The sequence below is a fragment of the Pauljensenia sp. 20925_1_34 genome (assembly GCF_041432775.1).
GTDB lineage: Bacteria > Actinomycetota > Actinomycetes > Actinomycetales > Actinomycetaceae > Pauljensenia.
In genome coordinates this window covers 51183-60643 of sequence record NZ_JAPWAG010000013.1, presented here as the reverse complement: position 1 = coordinate 60643, position 9461 = coordinate 51183, and the positions used below count along the sequence as shown (strand labels likewise).

Here is a 9461-nt window from a genome sequence, read left to right as displayed (position 1 = left end):
GGCGTTGTCACATCGACATCTGACGCCTCTCAATGCGGCAGGCCAGGCCCAGACAAATTTCGCACGTAATTTCCCTCGGTCATTTTTCGAGACCACCCGAAAACGTTGCAATTCCAACGACATGGATTCAAAATTTGAACTAATCGCAGGGGAATTACGTGCGACATTTTTGGGCAACCATAATGTAGCCGCTTCGAAAGTGATTGAAGGCAAGCAAGAGGACGTGCGGGGCGGATCGGGGTCGTATCTCCCGCGGGCCAGGCTGCGGTGCCCGTGGGCGGTGGCAGGGCCTGGCCGGGCTTCGAGACGACGCGCCGAGCGAAGCTCGCGGCGCGGACGGCTCGCGGGCGGGCCGCCGCCCACGGCGCAGCCCGGCCCAGCAGGGCACACCAAGCAGCCCGGCCCAGTAAGGTTCAGCAGGAAAAGCTAGGAGATCTTCTCCATCGGGGCCATGCGCACGAGGAGGCGCTTTTCGGCCATGCCGAAGCGGATCCGGGCGACGGTACGCGGCCCCTCGCCTTCGACGCCGGTGACGGTGCCGGCACCCAGGGTCGCGTGCTTGACACGGTCCCCGACCTTGAGCGCGAGGACGGGCTTGTCCTCGGTGGCTGCCGCGGCGGGAGCCACGCCCATGCGCGTCACCTTGCGCACGCCGGACGGCTGGGCGGCCGCGCCCCGGCGCCCCGACCCGAAGGCACCCGTGTCGGTGTCACCCCACGGGTCGCGACCGTCCGAGCCGCGCGAACGCCCGTAGGAACCGGACCCATACGAACCCCCGTAGGAGGCGCGCATACGCTCCCCGGAGGTGGCCGCGCGGCGCACGTCGAGCAGTTCGGCGGGGATGTCGTCGAGGAACCTCGAGGGCGGCATCTCCTGCGGGGTGCCCCACGCGCTGCGCACGGCGGCGCGCGTCAGGTAGAGGCGTTCGCGCGCGCGGGTGATCGCCACGTAGGCCAGGCGGCGCTCCTCCTCCAGCTCGGTTTCGTCGCCGAGGCTGCGCTGGTGCGGGAAGGTGCCGTCTTCCATGCCGGTGACGAACACGGCGGGGAATTCGAGGCCCTTCGCGGTGTGGACGGTCATGAGGGTGACCTGTCCGCCGCGTTCGCCTTCGGCGGGCACTTGGTCGGAGTCGGCGACGAGGGCGACGCGCTCGAGGAAGTCCGCGAGAGTCCCGGTGGGTGCGTCGGCCGCGAAGGCTCCCGCGACCGAGTGCAGTTCCGCCAGGTTTTCCACGCGCGAGGCGTCCTGCGGGTCCTCGCTGCGGCGCAGCTCAGCCAGGTAGCCGGTGCGGTCGAGCACCTCTTCAAGGATGTCGGCCTGTGAGGCGCCGCGCGCTTCGGCGGCGCGCAGGGTTTCGATGAGTCCCCAGAATGCTGCCGCCGACTTCGCAGCGCGGGCGGTGATGCCCACGACCTCGGGCACGCTCGCGGGATCGGGCGCGCTCTCACGCTCCACAGAATCCGGGGACGAGGCCGTGGCTTCCTCCCGCTCGCCCGCGGGCTTGGCCCCCTCCCCCGTCGCGGCGGAGACGGGATCCGCAGGCGCAGCCCCGGCCTCGTCGGAGGACACGGGACGAGCGAGCGCGTCGACGTCGATCCCCTCGCCCTCACCCGCGGGGCAGCCTGCGCGCAGCCACAGGTGGCGCAGGGCCGCGCCAAACGAGATGCCGTAGTGGGCGGCGTGCGCGGCGATGGCTTCTTCGGCCTTGGCGCCGATGCCGCGCTTGGGGACGTTGAGGACGCGGCGGGCCGCAACCGTGTCGTCCGGGTTGGAGATGACCTGCAGGTAGGCCAGGGCGTCCTTGATTTCGCGGCGCTCGTAGAAGCGTGTGCCGCCGACGACGCGGTACGGGATGCCCTGGCGCACGAGGAGTTCCTCCAGCGCGCGGGATTGGGCGTTCGTGCGATAGAAGACCGCGATGTCGCCCCAGTCGGTACCCGCGTCGGCCAGGCGGTCGATCTCGCCGACGACGAAGCGCGCCTCGTCGTGCTCGGAATCGGCGGCGTCCAGCGTGATGAGCGCGCCATCGCCCGAGGCCGTCCACAGGTTCTTCGCGCGGCGCCCCGTATTGCGGGCGATGACGGCGTTCGCAGCCGACAGGATGTTCTGCGTCGAGCGGTAGTTCTGCTCGAGCAGGATGGTGCGCGCGCCCGTGAAGTCGCGCTCGAACTCCTCGATGTTGCGGATCGTGGCCCCGCGGAAGGCGTAGATCGACTGGTCGGAGTCGCCGACGACCGTCAGCTCGGCGGGATCGACGCCGTCAGAGCCGTCACCCACGAGGGCGCGCACGAGGACGTACTGCGCGTGGTTCGTGTCCTGGTATTCGTCCACGAGGATATGTCGGAAGCGGCGGTGGTAGTGCTCGGCGATCAGTGGGTTATCGCGCAGCAGCTCGACCGTGCGCATGATGAGGTCGTCGAAATCCAGGGCATTCGAGGCGCGCATGCGCTTGTCGTACTCGACGTAGGCGGCGGCGACGATGCGCGACACCGGATCCTTGCCCGCCAGCTCCGCGTAGCGCGCGGGCCCGATCAGCTCGTTCTTCGCATCCGAGATGCGCGCGGCCACCATCTTCGGTGTGAAGCGCTTGATGTCCACGTCCTGGGCCTTGAGGACCATCTGGATGAGGCGCTGAGAGTCCTGCGCGTCGTAGATCGTGAAGGACGAGGACAGCCCCGCCGCCTCGTGCTCGTAGCGCAGCAGGCGCACGCAGGCCGAGTGGAAGGTCGAGACCCACATGCGCCGCGCGTCGTCGCCCACGAGGACCCCCGCACGTTCACGCATCTCGGCCGCCGCCTTGTTCGTGAACGTGATCGCGAGGATCTGGCCTGCCCGCGCGCGGCCCGTGGCCAGCAGGTAGGCGATGCGATGCGTGAGCACGCGCGTCTTGCCCGAGCCCGCGCCCGCCAGGATCAGCAGCGGCGAACCCGCGTGCGTGACGGCCTCGCGCTGACGGTCGTTCAGGCCGCGCGTGAGGGAATCGGGGTCCACGCCCGGGCGCCGGGGTTCGTCCCACACGGGCACGGACGAGGCCGGGGCTTCCTCCCACACGGAAGGCTCCCCGAAGGCGCCGCCGGGCACAGTGATCTCGGGCCAAGCGCCGTCGTCGTCCGCCCCCAGCGCATCCTCGACATCGAAGGCGGGCGCCTCCGGCGGCACGTAGTCGTCCTCGGGGCCGATCAGGAAACCAAGGTCAGGCAAAGAAGTCGCGTCACTCATCGACTCCAAGCCTAAACCGCCCCACCCTCACCTGCGACCCCCGCCCCGGGTGGCGCCAACCACGAAAGGCGGCACACGACGAGGCCGGGGCCTCCCGCGCGCGAACGCGAAGGAAACCCCGGCCTCGGGCAGGTGATTACTTCTTGCGGTACAGCGACTTCGTCGCGTACACGGGCTCGGTCGTGACCTGGATATCGAGGGAGCGGAAGATACCCTCGTCGACGGGGCCGAGGATGACGGACTCGTGGACGTCGCAGCCGCGCAGGCTGCCCAGCTGGTCCAGGGCGCGGCGTGCGTTATCGTCGCCGTTGGCGGACACGGCCAGGGCGATGAGGACCTCGTCGGTGTGCAGGCGCGGGTTGCGTGAACCCAGGTCGTGGGTCTTGAGGCGCTGGATCGGCTCGATCGACTCGGGTGCGAGGAGCCGGACCTCATCGGGCAGGCCCGCGAGCCTCTTGAGCGCGTTGAGCAGCATCGCCGAGGAGCAGCCCAGCAGCGCCGACGTCTTACCCGTGACGATCTGGCCGTCGGGCAGTTCCATGGCGGCGGCGGGCTGGCCCGTGGCCTCGGCCAGCTCGAGGGCGGGGCGCACGACCGGGCGGTCCATGCGGCCCACGCCGACGCGACTCATCAGCAGGGAGATGCGCCTGGACTGAATCGGCTCGCTCATCTCCTTCTTCTCGGTCACGAGGGCCTTGTAGTAGCGGCGGATGATCTCTTGGCGCGAGGCTTCCCTGCAGGCCTCGTCATCGACGATGCAGTGACCCGCCATGTTCACGCCCATGTCCGTGGGGCTCTTGTACGGGGAAGATCCGAGGATCTTCTCAAACAGACGGCTCAACACCGGGAAAATCTCGACGTCACGGTTGTAGTTGACGGTCTTGATCCCGTAGGCCTCGAGGTGGAAGGGGTCGATCATGTTGACGTCGTCGAGGTCGGCCGTGGCCGCCTCATAGGCGACGTTGACAGGGTGATCCAGCGCAATGTTCCAGATCGGGAAGGTCTCCCACTTCGCGTACCCCGACTCGATCCCGCGTTTGTGGTCGTGGTACAGCTGCGACAGGCAGGTCGCCATCTTGCCCGAACCCGGGCCGGGAGCCGTCACGACGACGAGGTCGCGGCTGGTCTCCACGTATTCGTTCGCGCCGTAGCCCTCGTCCGAGACGATGCGCTCGACGTCCGAGGGGTAGCCGGGGATCGGGAAGTGGCGGTAGACGCGGATGCCGAGCTTCTCGAAGCGCTCCTTCACCTCGGCGGCCGCCTTGTTGTCGTCCGTCCACTGCGTGATGACGACAGAACCGACGTACAGGCCACGCTCGCGGAACTCGTCGATCTGGCGCAGAACCTCGTCATCATAGGTGGTGCCCACGTCGGCGCGGACCTTGCGGCGCGCGAAATCCTTGGCGTTGACGGCGACGATGATCTCCACCTCATCGGCCAGCTCACGCAGCATGCGTACCTTGTTGTCGGGCGTGAAGCCGGGCAGGACGCGCGAGGCATGCATGTCGTCGATCAACTTGCCGCCGAACTCCAAATACAACTTGCCGCCGAACTCGCTTCGTCGCTGCGCAATGTGTCGAGACTGCATCTCGACGTACTGATCACTGTCAAAACCGATGCGGTACATGCATCCTCCGAGGTAGCAGAAATATAAGAGGCCGTCCGTGCGGGGCGGTCAGGCGCTGTCACGCTCTCGGGATTCCATTGTAAGCAAGCTGGGTCCGCGGTCGACGATCGGCGCGCGCGAAAGAGGGCTGACCTCACACGATGTGGCGCTGCATGGCCCAGCGGGTCAGCTCGTTGCGGTTGGAGAGCTGGAGCTTGCGCAGCACGGAACTCACGTGCGTTTCCACCGTCTTGATGGAGATGAACAGGTCGTGGGCGACTTCCTTGTAGGTGTAGCCGCGGGCGATGAGGCGCATGACCTCCTGTTCGCGGGCGGAGAGCAGGTCCAGCTCGGTGTCGGTCGTGGAGACCTCGCCCGTGCCGAAGGCGTCGAGCACGAAGCCCGCCAGGCGGGGGCTGAAAGCGGCGTCGCCGGCGGCGACGCGCCCGATGGCCTCGACGAGGTCGGGGGTGGAGATTGACTTGGTGACGTATCCGCGAGCGCCCGCGCGGATGACCTGGACGACGTCCTCGGCGGCGTCGGAGACGGACAGCGCCAGGAATTGCAGGCCGTTGATGTCGCGGCAGGCGCTGGCGACCTCGGCGCCGCCTCCGCCGTTGCCGCCGGGCAGGTGTACGTCGAGGAGGGCCACGTCGGGGGTCAGGGCGTGGCACGCGGCGATGGCGCCGTCGACGTCGGCGGCGTCTCCGACGATCTCAAGGTCGGCCCCGGAGTTTTGGAGCTCGGAGCGCACCCCTGCGCGAACCATGGGGTGATCGTCGATGACGAGGATGCGGATGGTCACTGTGTCCTCCCGGTGGGCGCTGTTTCTTCAAGAATATCGGAGCGAGGCATGCTCAGGGCGATTTCCGTGCCGCGCGCGAGATGGCGAATCGTGGCCTCTCCCCCGGCGCGGCGCATACGCCCCACGATGGAGTCGCGCACGCCGTGGCGGTCCGCGGCGATGGCGGCGGGGTCAAAGCCCTCGCCGCTGTCTTTGATGAAGGCTTCGACGACTCGTGCGCGAACCTCGACGTAGACGGAGACGGGCGGGGCGCCGTGCCGCACGGCGTTTTGGCTGGCCTCGGCCAGGGCGGCCACGAGCGCGAGCTCGCCGGGGCCCGGCCTCATGTCGCCGACGACGACCACGCTGATGGGCACGCCGTAGCGGCTCTCGACCCCGACGACGGCCTCGGTGACCGCGGCGTCGAGAGAGTCGGCAGCCTGCGCGTGGCCCGTGTAGAGCCAGGCGCGCAGCTCCCGCTCCTCGGTCAGGGCGATGGCGCGGACGCGTGCGGGGTCCTCGGCGGAGGCGCGGATGAGGGTCAATGTCTGGAGGACGGAATCGTGCAGGTGGGCGGCGATGTCCGCGCGCTCAGCCTCACGCACCCGCTGGGCCTGGGCCTGCGACAGGTCCTTCGTCGTGCGCAGCCACATGGGCACGAGCGCAAAGAGAACGCCCGCGACCAGGGCGGCCCCGATGAGGCCGCCGCGCAGCAGGATGACGGGCGGGTTGTCGCGCGAGGCCACCATCACGACGCCGAGGCTCAGGAGCATGATGCCGCCAAGAACCGCGCCGATAAAACGCAGGGAGCGCCAGTTGCTCACCTCGCGGCTCTGGCTCCACACCAGGGAAATACCGGCGATGATCGAGACGATGGCCCCCATGTCACGCCAATCGAGCGTGCTCGTTGCGTTCAGGATCGTGCCGGCCAGGGCGGCGACCAGCAGCGCCACGCCCGTGACGATCATGCGGTTGCGCGACACCTGGGCGGCCCTTTCCTCGCGCAGACGCACGAGGCCGGGGCTGAGCGTGCCCGACGCGCTGGCCTCGGGCGCGTCCTCGGGGACCGTCACCCACAGCCACAGGTAGGCGAATGCGCCCACGCCCATCGCGGTGAACACGATGAGGAGGACGCGCACGAGCAGGACCGGGATGCCTAGGTGCACGGACAGGCCAGCGCACACACCCCCCATCCAGGGGGCGGGCATGTCGGGGCTGGAGGCTGTCGCACGCACGAGCGGGGGCCGGGAAGGCGGTGCCGGAATCGGCGGGGTCCACCCGGGGCGCGGGTTGTTGACGGGGCTGCTCACGTATCCATTGTGGCACGCCCCCGTACGAGGCCGGGGTACCCCCCGGGCCAATCAGGGATCGTTCAGGGGGTCCCCTACTATCGCGACCCACCCCGTGTTTGGTTGAGTAGTGGTATCGATCCGCGTCTCATGCGGATCCCATCGAGAGGAAGTTCATCATGAGTTGGTCTCAGGGGCCCTCAGACCCCGGTGCCGCGTTCCAGCAGCGCCCGTCCCGTCACAGTTTCTTCGAGTCGATGCGGAACTCCGGCTGGTATCGCGCGCACCCCCGCGTCATCGGAGGCGTCTGCTCGGGCATTTCGGCGCGTCAGGGCTGGGACCTGTCGCTTGTGCGTGTGTTCGTGGTTATCGCCGCCTTCTTCCTGCCGATCGTGTCGCTCGCCTATGCGCTCGCGTGGCTTTTGCTGCCCGAGGCAGCCGACGGGCGCATCCACCTTGAGGAAACCATTGAGGGACGCTTCGACATTGCCGTCCTCGGCGGTGGGTTCTTGGCGTTGGTCAGCCTGTCGTCGCTAGTGTCCTCCATCAGTTTCCTCGGCGTTGTGGGCATCGTTATCAGCGCCATTGTCTTCATCGGCCTGGCACTTTTCGTGATCGGCCTCCTCGTGTCAGGCCAGAAGAGCCAAGGCCCGGGCGCACCCGGGCAGCAGGGACCCCAGTACGGGACTCCGCAGTACACCGCCACCCAAGGGGGCCAGTCCGCCCCTTTCGGAGCGGCCACCCCGGCTGATGACGTGGCGGGGAACCCCATGAACGGACAGCAGGGACCCCAGTACGGGACTCCGCAGTACACCGCCACCCAGGAGGGCCAGTCCGCCCCTTTCGGAGCGGCCACCCCGGCTGGTGACGTGGCGGGGAACCCCATGAACGGGCAGCAGGGACCCCAGGCGCCCTCCGGCTACCCCGTCTACGGCATGCCCGCGACCGACGCCCCCGGCGCCACCAGCGCGCAGGCCGGGCCCCGCCCGGCCCCCGCCCGCCCTTCCCAGCCCCACCCGGGCTGGACTCCTCCGCCTAGCGCGCCCAGGCCTCGTCGATGGGCCCCTCTCCCTATGCCGACCCACCGCCCCCGCGTGGTCTCTACCCGCGCGAACATGGCGATTACCGGTTTGCTGATCCTCGTGGTGGCAGCTGTCTTCGCCGGCATCTACATGGTTGACAAGGGGCCCGCCATCCCCTTCATCACCGCAGAGACCGGGTCGCAGACGGTCGCGCGTATCATCGTCATCGGCGGCGGCGTGTGCCTGATCATCGTCGGCCTGTCCCTGGCGATTGCCGCCCTGCGCGACCGCAGCGCCGGCTGGCTGACCACGCTGTCCGTTCTCGGTATGATCGCCGCGCTGCCGACGGCCGCCATCGGCACCGAGGCAACGCAGCAGACGATCTCCACGGTCCGCTCGACCGTCGCGACATCGCCGGGCAACAACACCGTGGATTGGACGGTGAGCTCGGTGGAGGGCGTGAGCCCCCTGCGCCCTGTCACGCTCGACCTAACCGGGGCGCCCGTGGGGACGACCAAGCAGATCACCGTCAGCTGGCAGGCCTGGCAGAACCTGACGATCCAGACGGTGGAAGGACAGCCCGTCCAGATCGTGTGCCAGTCAGACATTACCTCTGTGACGACGAATATGGACCGCGACGGCTGGGCTACCCCGTTGAGGAAATGCGCGGGCCAGACTGCGTCGTCTCCTTCGTGGGGCAACTCCTCACTCGGAGGGATCACTGTTTTCATCGACAGCGAAGCAAACATCGATCACCTGACGATCCTGCAGTCCCCGGACTCCTCGGGCGTGTGGAGCAAGTCCGACCCCTCTCCGTCGGCAACCCCCTCGGCGACGCCGTCGGCAACCCCGTCACCGACCCCCTCGCCCACCTCCTCCGGCACTCCGTCGGGCAACTGAGGAAGGAAACGACCATGACTACCTCCAAGAACGACGCTACCGATCAGTTCACCGGGATCGACGTCACCTCGCAGTACCCCGAGGTGGACGTGACGAGCACCTTGCCCACGTCCTCGGAGCCGACCCTGGAGACGCCGTCCTCCGATCCGCTCGCGGTCTTCCGCGAGAACGAGGGTGCCACCGCATCTGGGAGTCGCACAGCCTTCGATCCGGCGTCCACGGGTGAGACGGCGCCGACCGCGGCCACCACTCCTTTCGGGACTTCCGGGGCTTCGGGATACGAGGCCGGGGCTGGCTCTCGCTCGCAGGCTCCCTCGGGAGCACCCACCGGGGCGCCGGGAGCAACGCCGGGTGGCAACGGCGCGCAGACGTGGAGCGCGCCTGCCTCGCCCACCAACTATCACGACCTGCCCGAGGCGCCCAGCAGGGGTGTGCGCGTCGGCGCGTTCGTCTGGGCGATCCTCGTGTGCATGGTCGGGGCGTTCCTGATCGCCGAAGCCTACATCACGACCTTCAACCTGCCGGTGCTCGGCATCAGCGCTATCGCGGCCCTCGGCATCATCCTGATTCTGACCGCGATCTTCTCCGGGCGTTCCAAGAAGAAGACTCCCGGAACAGAGGCGGCTGGCACCACGAAATAA

General features: G+C 68.4%; 6 protein-coding genes. 2 read left to right on the top strand and 4 right to left on the bottom strand.

What is annotated here, in order from left to right:
• Nucleotides 1–426: 426 nt before the first annotated feature.
• From O3669_RS06580 to O3669_RS06565, 4 genes are all read right to left on the bottom strand, one after another.
• A complete protein-coding gene (locus O3669_RS06580) occupies nt 427–3219 on the bottom strand; it encodes a UvrD-helicase domain-containing protein (RefSeq protein ID WP_371524095.1) in 2793 nt (930 codons plus the stop codon).
• A gap of 136 nt (nt 3220–3355) precedes the next feature.
• Nucleotides 3356–4846, bottom strand: a complete 1491-nt coding sequence (locus O3669_RS06575; RefSeq protein WP_371524094.1) for a DUF1846 domain-containing protein — start codon at nt 4844–4846, stop codon at nt 3356–3358.
• A 133-nt stretch (nt 4847–4979) separates the two neighbouring features.
• Complete coding sequence (locus O3669_RS06570) at nt 4980–5630, bottom strand: LuxR C-terminal-related transcriptional regulator (protein ID WP_371524093.1); 651 nt, start codon at nt 5628–5630, stop codon at nt 4980–4982.
• On the bottom strand, nt 5627–6817 hold the full coding sequence (locus tag O3669_RS06565; protein ID WP_371524097.1) for a PspC domain-containing protein: 1191 nt from the start codon (nt 6815–6817) through the stop codon (nt 5627–5629). The genes O3669_RS06570 and O3669_RS06565 overlap by 4 nt, the downstream gene beginning before the upstream one ends.
• A gap of 260 nt (nt 6818–7077) precedes the next feature.
• Here O3669_RS06565 and O3669_RS06560 point away from each other — a divergent pair, with 260 nt between their 5' ends.
• Nucleotides 7078–8820, top strand: a complete 1743-nt coding sequence (locus O3669_RS06560; protein ID WP_371524092.1) for a PspC domain-containing protein — start codon at nt 7078–7080, stop codon at nt 8818–8820.
• A gap of 14 nt (nt 8821–8834) precedes the next feature.
• Entirely contained in the window at nt 8835–9461 is a 627-nt protein-coding gene (locus O3669_RS06555) for a hypothetical protein (RefSeq protein ID WP_295921830.1), read from the top strand.